At 45.8% G+C, this 17,528-nt stretch carries 14 protein-coding genes; 11 read left to right on the top strand and 3 right to left on the bottom strand.

Annotation, left to right across the window (positions count from 1 at the left end; all coding sequences use genetic code 11):
• Position 1: 1 nt before the first annotated feature.
• Positions 2 to 415: a MerR family transcriptional regulator gene (locus tag RQP52_RS07380; RefSeq protein WP_315950542.1), complete on the bottom strand. Its 414-nt coding sequence runs from the start codon at positions 413 to 415 to the stop codon at positions 2 to 4.
• Positions 416 to 512: 97 nt separating this feature from the next.
• Between RQP52_RS07380 and RQP52_RS07375 the strand changes: the two genes are divergently transcribed.
• The 4 genes from RQP52_RS07375 to ilvD all read left to right on the top strand — a co-directional run bounded on the left by RQP52_RS07375 (position 513) and on the right by ilvD (position 5,782).
• Positions 513 to 1,343, top strand: a complete 831-nt coding sequence (locus tag RQP52_RS07375) for an SDR family oxidoreductase (protein WP_315950540.1) — start codon at positions 513 to 515, stop codon at positions 1,341 to 1,343.
• A 200-nt stretch (positions 1,344 to 1,543) separates the two neighbouring features.
• A complete protein-coding gene (locus RQP52_RS07370) occupies positions 1,544 to 3,229 on the top strand; it encodes a hypothetical protein (protein ID WP_315950538.1) in 1,686 nt (561 codons plus the stop codon).
• 178 nt (positions 3,230 to 3,407) lie between these two features.
• Positions 3,408 to 4,073, top strand: a complete 666-nt coding sequence (locus tag RQP52_RS07365) for a GntR family transcriptional regulator (protein ID WP_315950536.1) — start codon at positions 3,408 to 3,410, stop codon at positions 4,071 to 4,073.
• A gap of 20 nt (positions 4,074 to 4,093) precedes the next feature.
• The gene (gene ilvD / locus RQP52_RS07360) at positions 4,094 to 5,782 is read left to right on the top strand and encodes a dihydroxy-acid dehydratase (RefSeq protein ID WP_315950534.1); all 1,689 of its coding nucleotides are present in this window, start codon (positions 4,094 to 4,096) and stop codon (positions 5,780 to 5,782) included.
• Positions 5,783 to 5,845: 63 nt separating this feature from the next.
• On the opposite strand, the gene RQP52_RS07355 is transcribed toward ilvD, so the two are convergent.
• Both RQP52_RS07355 and RQP52_RS07350 read right to left on the bottom strand, forming a co-directional pair.
• On the bottom strand, positions 5,846 to 6,322 hold the full coding sequence (locus RQP52_RS07355) for a GyrI-like domain-containing protein (protein ID WP_315950532.1): 477 nt from the start codon (positions 6,320 to 6,322) through the stop codon (positions 5,846 to 5,848).
• A 77-nt stretch (positions 6,323 to 6,399) separates the two neighbouring features.
• Positions 6,400 to 6,879: a hypothetical protein gene (locus RQP52_RS07350; RefSeq protein ID WP_315950531.1), complete on the bottom strand. Its 480-nt coding sequence runs from the start codon at positions 6,877 to 6,879 to the stop codon at positions 6,400 to 6,402.
• A gap of 145 nt (positions 6,880 to 7,024) precedes the next feature.
• Between RQP52_RS07350 and RQP52_RS07345 the strand changes: the two genes are divergently transcribed.
• The 7 genes from RQP52_RS07345 (at position 7,025) to RQP52_RS07315 (ending at position 17,439) form a co-directional block, all read left to right on the top strand.
• Positions 7,025 to 7,993 (top strand): helix-turn-helix transcriptional regulator, encoded by a 969-nt coding sequence (locus tag RQP52_RS07345; RefSeq protein WP_315950530.1) that lies wholly within the window; start codon positions 7,025 to 7,027, stop codon positions 7,991 to 7,993.
• Positions 7,994 to 8,029: 36 nt separating this feature from the next.
• Positions 8,030 to 8,593 carry an SF0329 family protein gene (locus tag RQP52_RS07340; protein ID WP_315950529.1) on the top strand — a complete coding sequence of 188 codons (564 nt, stop codon included), beginning with the start codon at positions 8,030 to 8,032 and terminating at the stop codon, positions 8,591 to 8,593.
• Between the two features lie 202 nt (positions 8,594 to 8,795).
• Positions 8,796 to 10,556 carry an ABC transporter ATP-binding protein gene (locus RQP52_RS07335; protein WP_315950527.1) on the top strand — a complete coding sequence of 587 codons (1,761 nt, stop codon included), beginning with the start codon at positions 8,796 to 8,798 and terminating at the stop codon, positions 10,554 to 10,556.
• Complete coding sequence (locus RQP52_RS07330; RefSeq protein WP_379174434.1) at positions 10,553 to 12,415, top strand: ABC transporter ATP-binding protein; 1,863 nt, start codon at positions 10,553 to 10,555, stop codon at positions 12,413 to 12,415. The genes RQP52_RS07335 and RQP52_RS07330 overlap by 4 nt, the downstream gene beginning before the upstream one ends.
• 170 nt (positions 12,416 to 12,585) lie before the next feature.
• Positions 12,586 to 14,289 carry an amylo-alpha-1,6-glucosidase gene (locus RQP52_RS07325; RefSeq protein ID WP_315950525.1) on the top strand — a complete coding sequence of 568 codons (1,704 nt, stop codon included), beginning with the start codon at positions 12,586 to 12,588 and terminating at the stop codon, positions 14,287 to 14,289.
• A 107-nt stretch (positions 14,290 to 14,396) separates the two neighbouring features.
• On the top strand, positions 14,397 to 16,238 hold the full coding sequence (locus RQP52_RS07320) for a sensor histidine kinase (RefSeq protein WP_394358148.1): 1,842 nt from the start codon (positions 14,397 to 14,399) through the stop codon (positions 16,236 to 16,238).
• Positions 16,216 to 17,439: a response regulator transcription factor gene (locus RQP52_RS07315; protein WP_315950523.1), complete on the top strand. Its 1,224-nt coding sequence runs from the start codon at positions 16,216 to 16,218 to the stop codon at positions 17,437 to 17,439. The genes RQP52_RS07320 and RQP52_RS07315 overlap by 23 nt, the downstream gene beginning before the upstream one ends.
• The last annotated feature ends 89 nt before the right edge of the window (positions 17,440 to 17,528 follow it).

Here is a 17,528-nt window from a genome sequence, read left to right as displayed (position 1 = left end):
GCTAGATATTCATTCGAAGACGTAAATCCGCCATCATAGCCTCAGCTTGCTGTGGGTCTTCATTCAGCAACTTCCTGTATGTCAGCATCCAATTCAGCGTTACAAGCATTTGATCGTATTCGTCCTTCTTACGCTCGATTTCATTGATTTTCTGAAGAATCCATTCTATTACTTCTTGGTTCGTGCGAGCATTCGTATCGTGATCCTGCAAAATTGTTTTCAGCTCAGCTAACGAACAGCCGATGCCTTGAAATTTCTTAATCAGCCTTAACCGTTCAATGGCTTCGTCCGAGTAGTTGCGGTAATTATTCTTCTCTCGCTGAATATGCCTGCTGTCCAGCAAACCCTCTTTCTCGTAAAAACGAATGGTGTGGGGGGTTAAACCCATCAAGTCTGCTAATTCTTGAATTTTCAAATCATATTCCACCTCCAAACGCTTGCCTTAGAGTTCACTTCATAGTTTAGACTAGAGTCATATCTTCGTCAAATACTTAAGGAGGCATAAAACGATTATGCGAATATTTGTTACAGGTGCAGCAGGTTATATTGGTACAGCAGTTGTCCGCGAACTCATCGGTGCGGGACATCAGGTAGTTGGTTTGACACGTTCAGAGAGTGGTGCTCAAGTATTAGAAAGCTTGGGAGCTGAGGTAGCTCGCGGTGTTTTAGAGGATCTGGATTTACTTCGCAGCCGTGCAGCAACTTCAGACGGCGTTATTCATCTGGCTTTTAACCACGATTTCACTAATTTCGCCGGATCACTAGCAACGGATCTTCGCGCCATTGAAGCAATGGGAGAGGTGCTTGCAGGCACCAGTAAACCACTTGTTATCACAGCTCATGCGAATGGTAAAGCATCGGAAGATGCAGCCCTTTCGTTTATAGAAAAAGGTGTGAGAGCATCGATCGTATCGCTAGCACCATCCGTTCATGGAGAAGGAGATAAAGGCTTCGTGCCGCAATTAATCCGGATCGCTCAGGAAAGAGGCTCTTCAGCTTACATTGGAGACGGCACAAACCGTTGGCCAGCGATTCATCGCTTGGATGCGGCAGTTTTGTTCCGCCTCGCTGTAGAATCTGCGCCGGCTGGTTCGCGACTGGATGGCGTGGACGATGAAGGCATTCCGTTCAGTGACCTTGCCGAAGTCATAGGCCGCCACTTAGATGTGCCGGTAGTCAGCATCCCGCGTGAAGAGGCACAAGCGATCTTCGGTTTTCTAGGCATGGTCGCGTCGCTTGACTTAGCAAGATCAAGTGAAGAGACGAGGGAACTGCTCGGCTGGAAGCCTGTCCAACAGGGGCTTCTCGCAGATCTGGAGCAAGGACATTATTTCTCGAAATAGCGTTTGATAAATACGGAATCGGTCGCAGTAAGAAGTTTCAGCTTAATTTCAGCGTGGACTTGCAGAAATTAAGGTGATTTTAACCGGGAAATTATTCCAGTTTAAGGGTTCGTTCATGTAAAGTTCAGGAAGCACGCCTATACTTCATTATGTCGAGAGCAAGTGGCATACCGAAAATGATCGGAGAGGTGAGGAGTAGGATGAGAAAACAACTTATGGTATTGATGGGTGCCGCCATTTTGGCCGCATCCACAAGCGGAATCGTGCTTCCGCGCGGAGCTTATGCGGATGAAGCGGTAACTGGTGTAAATACAACGGCGCAGACGAATGCAGAGAAACCTGATACGCAGGTGGCAACTATAGATTTTAGCACCATGTTCTTGAACAACTGGCTTAGCAAACTCGATGTGCATACAGCAGAAGCTGCCAAGTTAAATACGAGCGATTTTAGCGATTTGTTACATAATGGATCGAGCTTGGCGACCGCTTCAGGTCTTGCCTTATCGGAGCTGTCATCGTCGCTTATTGAGCAGTTCGGGATTGATACTAGCAATGAGGTTAAGCAAGGGACTCTTACGGACGAAGAAGCTGCTAATCTTCAGCAGCAGTTCAAAGAGGGTATAGCGAGCTGGGTTCAGCAATCTTGGCCAGGGACTAATGCAACTTCATACCTGCCTAAGGATGGAAAAAGCATCATTCAAAATCGCTTGAACCATATCATCTCAGATGCTGCTACGGCTTCAGCTGTTGCGGAAACCGATATCAGGCAGGCTCTTCAATCCGGGCAATCGATTGTTGAGGCAACAGGGATGGATGCGCAAGCATTAAACAGCGTATTGAACACCTTGCTGGGTGGAGATTTGGATGCTGCGGTTAGTGCGGGAAGCCTGAAAGTCGATCAACGAGACCAGCTTGCGATTTCCGGGGCAGATCAGATCTGGCAGGTCATTGAGAAGAAGGGCTACGACGAGCAAACGACGCCATGGATGGAGAAGTACGGCCAGGCACTGCTGAATAAGAAGCTGGATCCGGACATGATGATTCAAGCTGCAGCTGCTTTTGCGGGCAAAGATTATAAGGATATCACGGATGGATTAGCCGCAGGCCAAAGCTTGGTTACGGCTTCCGGTCTCGCATCTTCAGATTTATCAGCGCAGCTTATGGATGCAATAAGCCGAGACTTGGACAATGAATGGAATGCAGGCAATCTCTCCGCACAATTGCGAGATCAGTTGAAGAAGAGTGCGGCTGAGGCGATTGACAAAGCCATTGACTTAGACGGATACGGCCAAGCGGCTAGTGGCAGCAGCAACCATGCGATTGCGGAAGAAAGCATTCAAGCTCTTGTCGAAGACAGTGCGAATTATGCAGAAGCTGCCGTAACTGATCTGCGCCAGTCTTTGGCAGATGATCATACACTAGTAGAAGCAACGGGCAAAGACGAGAATGACTTGAGCAGCTATTTGCAGCAGAATGCACATGCTTATATCGAGCAGGCGGTGCAGAAAGGCTGGCTCAACGCTGCTGATCTAGCGGCGACCGAGTCGGAAGCTGATAGCCTCGTGCTGGATGCCATCAACCGCCAGGGCTACAAAGATCAAGTGGATGCGAAGCAATATATGGCGAACCGCTCGGATCGGGTTATCGATGATGTGGCTTCAGTCTCCGGAATCGAAACCGCTGACCTACTTAAGAATCTGGACGGAGGGCAAAGCATAGCTAAAGCAGCTAATCAGGATCCGGACTCACTCTTATATAACCTGCTGAAAAAGGCTAACCAAGATATCAACGGTTTTGCCGCTGCGGGTGCCATCAGTAAGGAAGATGCAGCAAAGCTCAAAGTGGATTATGGTGCTTGGGCAGTAAAATATCTTAGTGCAAACTAAGTTTAAATAGAAGTGACGGGTAATCCGCAATGACGGATTGCCCGTTTTTTATTTAAAAGACTCACTCAATTTTTCGCGCCTTACAATCCCGACAGTCTGGAAAATAAATATCTCATTGCATCCAACTCCGAAATGCGATATATTGCATATACATATAGCAACAAAAAGGAGATTGCTCATGCCAATACCCCATAATTTTTCTTCACCTACTCGAATATCAGCGAAAGAACGAGCATTAACTCAAATTCAGAGATGGATCATTGAAGGGACACTTGTGCCGGGCGAAAAATTAATTGATGCTGAACTCGCAGAATCTTTAGCTGTTAGCAGAACTCCAATCAGGGAAGCCTTTCAGCTTTTGGAAATGCAAGGTCTTGTCTCGATGTTTCCGGGCAAAGAAACAAGAGTAACGAATATAGAAAAAGATGATATTCTTAAGCTTTACCCGACACTCGCTGCCCTCTATTCTTTGGCTGCCGAATACGCGGCAAACCTTATTACCCTTGAACAGATTGAGGACTTAAAAGCAATAAATCAGCAATTCGCCCAAGCCATCCACAATGGACAGACCTACCAAGCTATGGAACTTGATGAGCAGTTTCATAATTTAATTGTTGATGTAGGGGATAATGCGTATATCGCGTCATTCAGTACATCATTGCAAATCCATATAAGAAGATTTAAGTATGTCTTTTTAAAACAGCCAATTACGGGAACACTTGCTTCAGTGGAAGAGCACGCATCAATCATTTTAGCTTTGGAGGAGAAAGACGCTGAAACAGCTGCCGCACATATGAAACAAAACTTAATAAGACCTATGCATGAACTGTATGCCCTAATCTAATATTGAAAGGATTGATGTGAATGTTTGATCAAAAAGATTTAAGAATTCGAAGCAAAGTTATCAGTGAGGGAGTCAATCGCGTTCCTAATCGCGCTATGCTTAGGGCTGTAGGTTTTAAAGACGACGATTTCAAGAAGCCGATGATTGGGGTAGCCAGTACGTGGAGTGAAGTAACCCCATGTAACATGCATATTGATTCGTTAGCGCTTGCAGCGAAGAAGGGAATTCAACTTCATGGTGGTGCTCCTCTGATTTTTAACACCATTACGGTTTCAGACGGAATATCGATGGGGCATGACGGGATGTTGTACTCTTTACCAAGCCGTGAAGCTATTGCAGACTCTATTGAGATTGTTACGAATGCCGAGCGTTTCGATGCACTTGTTGCTATAGGCGGATGCGATAAGAATACACCAGCATGTTTAATGGCCATTGGCCGACTGAATTTGCCTGCGATTTATGTGTATGGGGGAACCATTCAACCTGGAAAGTTAGATGGGAAAGACGTTGATATTGTTAGTGCTTTTGAAGCAGTAGGCTTATATCATGATGGAAAAATGACGGATGAGGAGCTTCACAACGTAGAGTGCAACGCTTGTCCTGGAGCTGGTGCTTGCGGAGGCATGTATACAGCTAACACAATGGCATCTGCGGCAGAAGCATTAGGCATGAGTTTACCAGGATCATCTTCCACCTCAGCGGTATCACCTCAAAAAGCATTGGAATGCGAAAAAGCCGGTGAGCAAGTACTCGAACTACTTGAGAAGGGGATTTATCCCCGTGATATCATGACAAAGAAAGCATTTGAAAATGCGATAACGCTTGTAATGGCACTCGGTGGCTCTACGAATGCCTTCTTGCACCTTATTGCGATTGCACACTCCGTACAAGTGGAGTTAACCTATGATGATTTCGAACGTATTCGCGTCAAAGTGCCGCACATAGCAGATCTTAAACCGAGTGGAAAGTATGTCATGCAGGACCTAAGTGATGTTGGGGGTGTACCGGGTGTGATGAAGCTTCTTCTTGAACAGGGTCTTCTCCATGGGGATTGCATGACGATTACTGGAAAAACTTTAGCAGAGAATCTGGCAGCTTCAGAACCTTTGCATGAAAATCAAGACATTATTCGACCTTTTGATAATCCCCTAAAAACTAGTGGACCGTTGGTCGTTCTAAAGGGAAATTTGGCGCCGGAAGGTGCAATTGCCAAAATGTCAGGAATGAAAAAGGCTCGTTTTACTGGTCCTGCACGCGTATATGACAGCGAGGCAGAGGCTACAGAGGCGATAGTACAAAACCAAATCCGCAAAGGAGATGTGTTAGTTATTCGATACTGCGGACCGAAGGGTGGACCTGGTATGCCAGAGATGCTTTCAGTTACCGCTTTAATTGTCGGGAAAGGATTTGGTGGAGAAGTTGCACTCATTACGGATGGCCGATTTTCAGGTGGCTCACACGGTTTTGTAGTAGGCCATGTAGCGCCAGAAGCGCAAGTAGGTGGACCCATTGCTCTTCTGCAAGAAGGTGACAACATTACCATCGATAGTGAAACACAAGAAATTTCCTTTGAAGTTTCAGATGAAGAGTTAGCGAAACGCAAGAGTGAATGGGTTCAGCCACAATTGAAATTTAGTCATGGTGTTCTCAGTAAATATGCCAGATTAGTTTCATCTGCTTCCAAAGGGGCCGTTACAGATTTATTCTAAGCAGGCTTTAAACTCAGGTATAGCAAAAGGCAGCCAACAAAATGGCTGCCTTTGTCATGCTGATTATTTTTTAACCACTGGCACCCAAAATTCGCCGTAGAAAGTGCCGTCACGGTTATCTTTGCGATAAGTCGCATTTGGACCACCGATGTAAGCATAATCTGTGATTTGAGACAAGACTTCGCCAAATGCACGGTAAGTCAACTGATCAAATAAAGATTCCTTTTCGCCATTTCCTGCGACCACGATGTATTCACTCTCTGGAAACTCGATGATACGCGTTGCGTCAGTCACTGATTTTCCAGCTTCTACTGCGAAATAATTCCATGGTTTTCCTTGATAGACCTCATTGACAGACCATTCGCGATCATCTTTTGCAGCGTCTTTGAGCTTATTAAAACGCCCGTCAGCTTTAAGTTTATCCCAAAACTCGGTTTTTTCTTTTTGCATAGCCGGCATGTCTTGAAAATTCGACTGGATTGAAAAACCATAAGCGGTTAATGTGAATGATTTTTTGTGTTCAAGTGTGTATTCTGCCATGTGAATGCTCCTTTTATCCGATATAATTTTTGGGAAGTCAGGCTCCATTGTATTGATTTTGAAAGATTTGACAAGGATTATTTTTCAACTTTCATGACACGAAGCCACATTTCCCCGTAGAATTCACCTGTATCAATTGCTTTAACGAATGTTGAGTTACCAGGACCAACGTATTTATATTCTGTGATTTCTTGGAGGAGGCCCCCGAAAACTTTGCCTGTAATTTCGTCAGCAAGGCGGTCTTTGTCAGCGCCTGTGCCAGGCACGACAAGGTAATCGCCAGCGAGGAATTCGAGGACAACTGCGCCTTCTACGTTGAACTCGCCCATTACGCCGAAGCCGCGCCAAGGCTTGCGGTCGAGGTTGTAGTTGATTTGATATTCTTGCCCGTCAGCGAGTGCGAGAAGCTCAGCAAGCTTGCCGTTTTCTGTGATTTCAGCTTTCTTCGCTGCAGTTTTTGCTGCATTTCCTGCCCAGTCATTGTAGTCATCAAATGAAACACCAAAAGCCGTCATTTTGTAGTTTTCTGAGATTGTTTTAATGGAGTAGTTAGTCATTTTGTTCTCTCCTTTGAGGGGGTTATTGTTTACAAGACTGATCTTATTAGTCAAATGTATCAAAAAGTGATACTTTTTATTGGACCCGAACATGTAAATACGTTTGTCCTGACATTTAATGCTACATTTTTGATATAATAAAATCATGAAAAAAACAGAACGAGTGAACCTGATCATGCGTTACATCAATAACCGTGCGCACTTTACAATTGCTGAGATACAGCAAGAGTTCAAGATTTCCCGCGCGACGGCGATCCGCGATATCAACGAGATTCAAGCGATGGGTTTTCCGTTGACGTCCGAGCTTGGGCGTGGTGGCGGATACTTTGTCCTGCAAAATCAGTATCTGCCCGCTGCCCGCTTCACGCCAGAAGAGTTGAAAGCGATTTTTATCAGCTTTATCGCCTCAAAAAATTCGCAGCTGCCTTATCTCCATAATCGCCGCTCAATCACTGAAAAACTTATCGGTATCGCGTCGCAAACTCAGCAAGACGAGCTGATCGAGCTCAATAATATCTTGCTTTTCGAAAATACAAATCCCGCAAATCCGAATCTTCTGGAGCTTGATGATGCGGCGCCTGCCGAGCTAAACCAGCTGATTTCGCTTGCTGTGCGAGATAAACATTTACGTGTGACTTATGAAATGAATCTGGGCTGGCCGCAGTTGCTGGATGTTTATTTACTACATATATTTAATTCGAACGCTAAGTGGCTGGTCGAGGTATATGATTTTGATACGGATGAGTTTCGTTATTTGCCTGTTGAGATGCTGAGGGATTCGGCCATTTCTAAGCAGGAGATGAAGTGGACAGAACAAGAGATTTTGGACAAGAAACTGCTTCGTGCACGTGAAGCCAATCTAGTTGTGAAACTTGATACCATTGGGATTCAGCGCTATAAGCGTATGCACCCGCCTGGGATCATTTTGTCCTTAACGGGGATGTTTCAGTCGAGCGGGACTTTCAATGTTCAGTTGGATGTGGCAGATAACGAGGCGCTTGCGTATTATGCGGATTGGCTTTTGTTTTTGGGAAAAGGGGTCGAGTATGTACGGATTCCTGATGAACTGCGTGTGATTTTGGAAGAGCGTTTAGCCGCTTTGCGATTTAACTGAGCTTTAATAGGTGTTTTGTAATATTAGGAGGACGAAATGGCCTGGAGTAAATTGAAACAACAACTGGAGAGTTTTCTCAGTCCTGCGCTGCATGGAAGGGTCGAATACCTTTCAACGAGCTATCGCTATTTACCGGACAAAGCAGGACTTTGTTATATCGCAGTTGATAAAAAAAACGTACTCAACATGAGTGATACATTAATCAGATGGTATCAGACGGAATTGGAAATAAAGAATGATTCAGATATCCAAATTCCTATCAGCAATGATGAAATCGAAGCGGTCAGAAAAGAGACCAAAGGGAATGTTCCGGAGGATCGTTTAAAAGTGATAGCGAGAAGTAGAAAAATATCGGATTATGCAAAAGAGCTTTTTTCAGCACAGTCAACCTTAAGCAAATCAAATTTTAACGTCATTGCTACTAAGTTTTTATCCATTTCTATAGAGGAAAGCTTAGAAAGCAACGATATTTTATTGAATATTTTAGCTTTAGTAGACAGAAGAGTTGGAAAAAAGCGAATGATGAACATGACCGATAAGATGAAGTTAAAGCATCCGATTGTGCAGTATTTTTTTGAACTACGACTTCGTACCTTATAATCCGAATCAAAACCGCCATAATGGCGGTTTTTTTTATGCTCCGATTGCAGAAGAAGTATTGCTGCGCTTTGCTGATTTGAATAATTGTAAGATAGCTGCAACATAATATTGTTTATTACCAGAAAACGGAACTAAAACCGCAATAGCAGCAATGACAAACGCTCAGTACTTCCATTATATAAAACGGGGGATTGCTTTACTGATGTTAAGAATCTTTACAAAACTAAGATTAAAAGAATGGATTCAAGTCCTGATCAGCCTCGTGTTTATTGTCGCACAGGTGTATCTCGATCTGAAGCTACCGGATTATATGTCCGAGATTACCCGACTGGTACAGACACCAGGCAGCGCCATAAGCAACATTTGGATTCACGGAGGATATATGCTGCTCTGCGCGCTTGGAAGTTTACTGTCAGCCGTCATTGTAGGATTCTTTGCCTCCCTTATCGCAGCGTCGTTCTCACGGCAGCTTCGCACTTTGCTGTTTAACAAGGTAGATTCTTTTTCGATGGAAGAAATCAATCGATTTTCTACCTCCAGCTTAATCACACGTTCTACAAACGACATCACGCAAATTCAATTGCTGGTAACAATGGGATTACAACTTATCATCAAAGCACCTATTATGGCGGTATGGGCGGTCACAAAAATCGCGGGCAAGGGCTATGAATGGTCACTAGCAACCGGATGCGCAGTGTTGATTCTGGTTGTTGTAATCGCTTTTATTATGATTTTTGTATTACCGAAATTCCGAAAAATGCAGACCCTTACGGATAACATGAACAAGGTTACCCGTGAAAACCTCACCGGAATTCGCGTAGTTCGTGCCTATAATGCTGACGATTACCAAGAGGCAAAGTTTGAAAAAGCCAACGAGGAACTGACGGCGACTCAACTGTACACAAGCCGTGGTTTGGCATTTATGCTGCCAGTGATGAGCATGATCATGAGCGGCTTGTCACTTTCGATTTATTGGATTGGCGCATATCTGATCGATTCGGCGCAAGTAACAGATAAGCTTACTATTTTTTCCAACATGGTTGTATTTTCATCCTACGCCATGCAGGTCGTGATGTCATTTATGATGTTGGCCATGATGTTTGTCCTGCTGCCAAGAGCAGCCGTGTCAGCTAAGCGTATCAATGAGGTGCTGGATACACAGCCGATTATTGCCGATGGTTCACTAACCGAAGGGAAGCCAGGGTCGTTCGGTGAGGTCGAGTTCAAAAATGTTAGTTTTAAATATCCCGGAGCGGCGGACTATGTTTTACATAATGTCAGTTTTTCAGTTAAGCAAGGTGAGACCGTCGCCTTTATCGGTTCCACGGGCAGCGGCAAATCGACACTCGTCAATCTGGTTCCACGCTTCTTTGACGCCACAGAGGGCGAAGTACTAATTGACGGCGTGAATGTGAAGGAGTATGCCGAAGAAGCCTTATACAATAAAATCGGTTATGTTCCGCAAAAGGCTGTACTGTTCAGAGGTACAGTCAGTTCAAATGTGGGATACGGCGATAATGGAAAAGATGCCACTACGGCGGATCAAATAAAAAAAGCCATTTCCATTGCTCAGGGAACGGATTTTATTGAAGCAATGGAAGGGCAATATGACGCGGCCATTTCTCAAGGCGGTACAAACTTGTCAGGAGGCCAGAAACAAAGGCTGTCTATTGCCCGCGCTATTAGCCGAAACCCGGAAATATATATTTTTGACGATAGTTTTTCCGCACTGGATTACAAAACGGACCGTGTGCTGCGCAGCGCACTAAAGAAAGAAACGGCAGGGGTTACAAGCATGATTGTCGCGCAGCGTATCGGTACCATTATGGATGCTGACCAGATTATTGTACTCGACGATGGTAAAGTGGTCGGGAAGGGGACGCATAAAGAGCTTCTTGCGACTTGCGATGTTTATAAAGAAATTGCGATGTCACAACTTAGTGAGGAGGAGCTTGTGTCATGAGTGAAAACACCAAAAACAGGCCAGCAATGGGTGGCCCCGGCGGTATGGGAGGCCAAGGCAGGATGGGCGCCCCAGTTGAGAAATCGAAAAATTTCAAAGCGACCTGGATAAAATTGATACGGTATTGTAAGTCTTATCTACCAGCTATCCTAATTGCACTTGTGATGGCTGCCGGCGGTACTGTGTTGCAGATTATTGGACCCGATAAAATCAAGGACATGACGAACGAGATTGCCAAAGGGCTTCCCGCCATGATCAAAGGTGTGCCGGTGCAGGGCAGTATTGACATTCATACGGTTGTAAACATTGCCTGGCTTCTTGTGTTCTTCTATGCAGGCTCAACGATCTTGAGTTTTGCGCAGAGCTATATCATGGCGACCGTAACACAGAGAATATCAAAATCAATGCGTACGGATATTTCTCAAAAAATCAACCGCTTGCCCCTCAAATATTTCGACAGAACGAGCAATGGCGATATACTCAGCCGCGTCACAAACGACGTGGATGCCATTGGGCAATCCATGAACCAAAGCATCGGACAGTTGGTTACCGCAATTGCGATGTTTGTTGGCTCGCTTATTATGATGTTTTATAACAGTTGGATTCTGGCCTTGACCGCTGTGGGCTCAAGTCTAATAGGCTTTGCTTTGATGATGATCATCGCAAAAATATCACAAAAATTTTTTATCGCCCAGCAAGCGGGGCTCGGAAGCATCAACGGACACATTGAGGAAATCTATGCTGGACACCATGTCGTGAAGGTTTATAACGGCGGCAAAGAGGCAAAGAAAACCTTTGAAAAATTCAATGGAGATCTGTACCAAAGCACATGGAAGTCGCAATTTTTATCGGGCTTGATGATGCCGCTGATGGGCTTTATCGGAAATATCGGGTATGTAGCCGTTTGCGTGGTAGGCGCAGCTTTAGCGTTGAACGGAAGCATTTCTTTTGGGGTCATTGTCGCGTTCATGCTGTATATCCGCCTCTTTACGCAGCCGCTTTCACAGTTGGCGCAAGCAATGAACAATCTGCAGAGGACAGCAGCGGCCGGAGAGCGCGTCTTTGAATTTTTGGATGAGCAAGAGCTTACTGACGAGAGCCAAAAGGTAAAAACCCTGCAAAACGTAAAGGGCAATGTTGAGTTTAAGAACGTTAAATTTGGGTATGTGCCTGAAAAAATAATTATCCATGATTTTTCGATTCAGATAAAGGCAGGACAAAAGGTAGCTATTGTCGGCCCAACTGGCGCGGGCAAGACCACTATCATCAATCTGCTCATGCGGTTTTATGAGTTGGACGGCGGCGAAATCCTGCTGGATGGCATGCCGACTAATCAGGTGACGAGGGAAAATGTCCATCAGCAATTTGGAATCGTATTGCAGGATTCATGGCTGTTCGAAGGCACAATCAAAGAAAATATCGTTTACAGCAAGCAAGGCGTTACGGATGAGCAAGTCGTCAATGCCTGTAAGACCGTCGGCCTACACCATTTCATTAAAGTTTTACCTGATACATACAATACCGTTTTGAACGACAAGGCAAGTCTGTCTGAAGGGCAAAAGCAGCTTATTACCATTGCGCGAGCAATGATTCAAAATGCGCCGTTACTCATTCTGGACGAAGCTACCAGCTCTGTAGATACCCGAACCGAACGCATCGTGCAAACAGCCATGGAAAAACTAACGGAAGGTAGAACCTCTTTTGTAATCGCGCATAGGCTTTCGACTATCAAAAACTCCGATCTGATTCTGGTCATGAAAGGCGGCGACATCATCGAAAGCGGCAATCATGAGGAGTTGTTGGATAAAGGTGGATTCTACGCGGAGCTCTATAACAGCCAATTTGAACAATTGGCGTAGTTATTCCAAACAATAAGACTACTCTGACCGAACAAAATGACCCCTCGACCCCTAACAACTCTCAGTAGGCAACAAATTACCTATCCATCACTAACAACTGTCGGTTCTCTCACCTGTTCTCCATTCGGTACAATGAAAGCGCATACTGCTTTCGTAAAGGAGAATTGATCATGAACTTTGACCTGAACGTTGTACCTTTCAGCCGGAGAGAATCCTTCTTAGCGATTTCGATTCTGCCTGAAGCCCAAGATAGACAACAAGGCCTGTATCTGCGCACCGTTCGTGGCGGAGACGATAAATTCGGCGAAGCGTTTCATATCAAAATGTTAGATGAAAGCGGTCAATCCGTGTCATTCGAGGCAACAGCTTGCCCAGAGCAGATCCGGTTGGAATCGCCGACCGGCTTAAGCGCTGAGATTTGTATCTCTAATCGCCGAACATTTCGGATTCGTACGAATGACTGTGGAATTCGTTTAACTTTCCGCACGGCTGCGTACGATTATGCGTATCAAGCAACTTCCAGCAGCTGGGAAGTGAACAGTTTCACCCATGAATGCAGGTTCATGCTGACAGCGCTAGTTGGTGATTTGAAGATGGAAGTGCCATGGGACAAAATCAAAAGCTCCTACGTAATTGCAGACTTCTTACCTGACAGCAAATCGGGCATTGCTGAGTTTGCGGTAGAGGAATTTCACACCGTGTGGGAACCGCGCATGACATGGGAATCCTACGATGACGCAGTGAAGCAAGTAAAGGAAGAGTTTAATGAATGGCTGGATCGCTCTCTGCCTCTGCCTGAGCGCTGGCATGAAAGTAGGGAACTCGCGGCTTATATCACTTGGTCTTGCATCGTTCCGGCAGAAGGGTGCCTGACCAGGCCGGCGATGTATATGTCGAAAAACTGGATGACGAATATTTGGAGCTGGGACCACTGCTTCAACGCGATGGCGCTTGTTCGCCATGATCCGCAGCTGGCATGGGATCAATTCATGATTTTCTTTGACCGCCAGGATGAGAGCGGTTTGCTTCCGGATTTTATCAACAACAAGTTTGAACTGTGGAACTGCAACAAGCCGCCGATACACGGTTGGACGCTGTCTTGGATGATGGCCAGAACGGATTATATTAAGGAAGCGCAGCTTAGGGAGGTCTATGAGCCGCTATCCAAATGGACGAAATGGTGGTTCCGCTACCGCGACGGCGACGGAGATGGCATTCCGCAATACAATCACGGGAATGATTCTGGCTGGGACAACAGCACAGCTTTCAATACTGGCATTCCTGTAGAAAGCCCGGATTTAGCGGCCTTTCTCATTCTCCAAGCAGAACTGCTTGCTGAGATTGCGGGACTGCTCGGACATGCAGAAGATGCAAAAGAATGGCGACAACTTGCAGAGGGCACACTCGATAAAATGATTAGTCATTTCTGGAAGGATGACCGCTTCAGGGCCTGCCGCTCCGGCACGCACGAATTGTCAGAAGGGGACAGCCTCCTCCTGTTTGTTCCTATTCTTCTGGGCAAACGTCTACCTGAGCAGATCCGCACAGCTTTGCTGAAGGGGCTACGGGAGGATGACCGTTTCTTAACCCGTCATGGTTGGGCGACTGAAAGCGTGAAAAGTCCATTCTATCATCCGGACGGCTATTGGCGTGGTCCGATCTGGGCGCCGTCAACGATGTTACTCGTAGAAGGAGTAGCTGCAGCGGGTGATCGCGAGCTGGCAGAAGAGGTGGCGCATCGATTCTGCCGCATGTTGGATCGCAGTGGAATGGCCGAGAACTTTGACGCGATTACGGGACAAGGCTTGCGTGATCGGGCTTTTACATGGACATCGAGCGTATTCTTAATTTTAGGTAATGAGTACACCAATTAAATGAAATCTGCACTTCCTCCTGTTATAAAAAATAGCAGAGGGGAGGTGCTTTTGCCGTTTCGGGGGTTTCATCTCAAAAGGGTGAAGCCATTGTCAGTTACTCGGACTTGCATGGATGGAAGATACATTGTTCGCTGAAAGTGTTCCATGCTACACTTAAGAGTAAGATTTTTCAGAGAAGCTGGAAGGAGGGTGCGATCATCAAAGGTTATTTGCATAAGCGTTTCAACTTCCGCCTTTTGTCTAGCTATTATCGAAGCATGCTAACGAAGCTGCTCTTCTGTTTTCTCATTGTGACGATTATTCCGCTGCTCTCTCTTGGGGCTTTGTCTTACTATCAATCTGCGAAGGTTATTAATTCTCAATTTGGCAAATACGGGGAGAACGCTGTGGCGCAGTTGGAGCAGCAGATGAGTTCTTATTTGAACCGGATGAATCAGACGACAGAGACCGTTTATTCCTATTTACTTGATCCTGCGAGGGTTGATCTAGGGGATCAGGTTCCGACGACCTACAAAGAAATTATGGATAAGAATGATTTCGAAGTCCTTCTGAAAGCGCTTAAAACCGATCGGACGACAGGCATCTACATTATCACCAGCTCTGGTTACTATTATGGAGAAAATAATCTCGATGTATCGAAGCTTAGCCATATCCCAGCTTGGCAATCCATGTCCGAGGCGAATAAAGGGAAGTACTGGTTGGGATTCTATGCTCAGAATCATGGGATGAAGGAAACGGATGATTCCGGGATGACGGTTCTTGGCCTAGCAGTGCCGATTAACAATCCATACGGAGCGCTGCGGGGCAGCAAAATTTTGATTGAGGAAAATGCGGAAGATTTGCTCCATATGTTCAGGTTGTTTGAAAATGATACGAAGGCTCATCTCCGCATAGCAGATCCGTCGGGCCGCATTATCTATGAGACGGCAGCTGCCTTCACACCGCAAACCAGTGATATTGTTTGGAACAAAACACTTGCGGCAAATCAATGGACGATCGAGGCGAGGCTGCCTGCCCAGTCGTTTTATCGCTCCTCCAGCATTATAAGATCGAATACGATTATGGTTGCTGTTGCTTCATGTTTGCTGGCCTTCGGACTTGCGTATCTATTCTCTACCCGATTGACAGCGAGGATTCGCCGTCTTAAAGATGCGATGCAGAAGGTCAGCTTCGGGAAGCTGCATACGAGGACTCCGGTCGAAGCCAAGGATGAGCTGGGCATTTTGGATACAAGCTTTAACAATATGGTGGGTGGTATACAGACTTTGATCAGCGAGGTTGAAAGCAGCGAGCGGCTCAAGAAGGAAGCGGAGTTGAAGGCTTTTCATTATCAAATTAACCCGCATTTGCTTTTCAATACACTCAACTCCATTCAATGGAAAGCCAGACTTCAGGGAGCGGAGGATATCCGCCAGATGCTATACCATCTCACGATGGTGCTAGAAGGAAATCTGGATATCTCGCAGGAGCTGATACCGCTAGGTCGCGAGCTGCGAATGATTGAGCATTTTCTGAAAATTCAAGAGATCCGTTATGGTCCCGTATTCGAGTATGAACTAGCTTGCGATAAGATGCTCGAGAGATATTTAATTCCCCGCATGACTTTGCAGCCGTTGTTCGAGAATATTTTCTTCCATGGCTTTGAAGACGGCGAAGGCGTGATCCGTTTAACCGTTCGGGATGAAGGCACATATTTACGCCTTACATTATCCGATAATGGAGCAGGGATTCCTGCGGAAAAGCTAAACCAACTGCTTCGGCCAAGCGAGAAGAAACGCAAGGGCAGGGGCGGCTTGGGTGTGCAAAATGCAGATCAGAAATTCAAGCTGCATTTTGGCTTGCAGCACGGGCTAACTGTGCAATCTATCCAAGGTGAAGGAACAACAATCATCATAGAATGGCCTAAGAAGGAGGAGAGTCCGCATGGAAACAATCAAGACCATTAAGGTAATTATCGTAGATGACGAGAGTATCGTCCGTAAAGGACTTCGTTCTACGGTTCCTTGGGATAAATACGGAATGGAAGTGGTGGCGGACGCCTCGAATGGCCGCAAAGCTTGGGAAGCCTTTCTGGAGCATCGGCCTCAAGTTGTCATTACTGACATTGTTATGCCTGAAATGGATGGAATTGAATTATCACGCCGAGTTAAGGAAACAGCTCCCGATACGAAGATTATTTTGCTCAGCTGTCACCGGGATTTCGAGTATGCGCAGCAAGGAATAAAGCTTGGAGCAGCTGGTTATCTCCTCAAAACCGCCTTCGAGGATGAAGAGCTGGAAGGCATGCTGGCGAAGTTTCAACATGAGCTTACGATGACTCCTTCGGCACCGGCGGTTGCCCAATCAATTGGCAGTGAAGTTGAAGATGAGCGGCTGGGTACCCTGCTCTATGCCTGGCTGAATGGCCATAATGACAAATTTATTGGGGAAATGGAGAAACGAACGCATGATGCGTGGTCTTTCCAGGGTGAACCGGTTTATGTCTATCTCATCAAGACTTCCCGATGTGAAGCATCGTGGCTTAAACGGTTAAAGGATGCGATAGAAGAAGATCCACAACTATGTAAAGGGGCAGTCGTTCCTTATGGGGATGAGCGTTGCTACTATTTATTGCCCGAATCCCTTCTGAATGCTTCGAAGAGCTTACTTGTGGAGAGAAAGAGCGAGAACGCGAAGCTGCAGTGGGCCAGAAAAGGACCGCTTACAAGCACACAGGAACGTCTTGATGCGTTCTTAGCGCTGCATAAAGCAGCGGAAATAGAGAAAATCTATGGCGTAACAGCTGAAGATTGGCCGGAACCGATCTGGAAAGCGGTTAAACTGCTGCATGACAATCCAGCGGCCGAGTGGTCTGTCAGCGATGTGGCGGGTCAGGTTGGTCTCAGCCGTAGTCACTTTTCTATTATTTTTAAGAAGACGCTGGGAGACAGTTTCGTGGCTTTTCAGTACAAACGCAAGCTTAAGCTTGCTTACGGATTATTAAAGGATACGCCGCTTACAATGCAGGAGATTGCTGAGCGTACGGGGCTTGGAGACAGCAAATATTTCAGCAAATGGTTCAAACGCTGCACAGGCCAAACGCCAAGTCAGTACCGCGCCGAACATAAGGACGGCACACTCCGAACATATGGACACCCATCTCGGTGAATCGAACAAAAATGCTCAAACATTCGAATAGTTAACGGTTTTGAACCGCTTTCATTTTAGTTATGATGAAAGCGGTTCAATTATTATCT

The organism is Paenibacillus violae (genome assembly GCF_032461945.1).
In the GTDB taxonomy this organism is placed as follows: Bacteria; Bacillota; Bacilli; order Paenibacillales; family NBRC-103111; genus Paenibacillus_E; species Paenibacillus_E violae.
The sequence above is the reverse complement of the archived record's forward strand: the minus strand, read 5'-3'. Positions and strand labels throughout refer to the sequence as shown.